Source organism: Haloferax sp. s1 (assembly GCF_058382125.1).
In genome coordinates, this window is record NZ_JBZRPK010000084.1 from 1 (window position 1) to 965 (window position 965).

The 965-nt window shown below is 60.5% G+C and carries 2 protein-coding genes; both read right to left on the bottom strand.

The genetic code is table 11. From position 1 onward, the window contains the following. A partial coding sequence (locus QT222_RS00565; protein ID WP_491475955.1) for a hypothetical protein occupies positions 1–247 on the bottom strand: 247 nt, incomplete at its 3' end. A gap of 314 nt (positions 248–561) precedes the next feature. Further along, the coding region (locus QT222_RS00570) for a universal stress protein (protein WP_491475956.1) at positions 562–965 on the bottom strand (404 nt) is incomplete at its 5' end.

Consider the following 965-nt stretch of genomic DNA (forward strand, 5'->3'; position numbering starts at 1 on the left):
AGCCCTGAAAGAAGACATGGGCCGCGAGGTCGTCGTAACTCGGGTCGCGGTCGATTCGGGCGGTCAAGACGTCTGTAAGAACGTCGTACACTTCTTCCCGGGTCGCACCGCCGTACAGGTTCCGCTGTGATTCGGCGCAGAGCGTGTCGAGGACCTCATCGGGGATAGCCGCCTCAGTCCTCGTCGTCGCCCGGTCGAGGATGGCGCGTATCGTCTCGTCTAGTTCGGTCGTTGCTGTAGAGCTCATGGTGTTTCGACCGTCGGGTCACCGACACAATCACTCGTCTTCGGAGATAGTGTCGCCACTGGTGAAGCGGCCGAAGTGGCCTCGAATCGAGCGATTCGCGGGGAACCGACTGTGTCCGATGGTCCCGACGAAGCGATAAAAGAGTTACCAACTAAAATTGAGATATTGAAACTGTGTTTGTTTCTTAGTGGTGGAGATATCACCGGAGTTGGTTCGTGAGTAGAGATACGGTGAAGGTTCTCACGGGGCGGAAGCGTAGTCAAAAGAGTGTGGAAACAGCGGTGAAGAAACAGCCGATTCGACGGGTGAGTCGCCTACTCGTCGCCGCTCGCCCGGCTAGTCAAGACGGGCGCAGACGATTTTCTGACGACGCGCTCGGTGACGCTCCCGACGAGGTAGTGGTCAAGACCGGTTCGGCCGTGTGTCGCCATCACGACGACGTCGATGTCGGCGTCGTCGGCGTAGTCGATGATGACCGCGTGCGGGACGCCTTCTTCGACAAGCTTCTCCGTGGCGACGGTGTCTGGAAGCGCATCGATAGCGGCGTCAGCAGCGTTCTCCGCGCGTTTGCGCTCGGATTCTTCCCACACGCCGGGGGCGATACCGGCGGACGGGGTCTCGGAGCGGGTGCGGGGGTCGGCGGCTGAGTCGAAGATGCATCCTGTGCCGCTGGTCCCTGCGGGGGTGTGTACGCGTTTGATGGGCTTGCTCGTTGCGT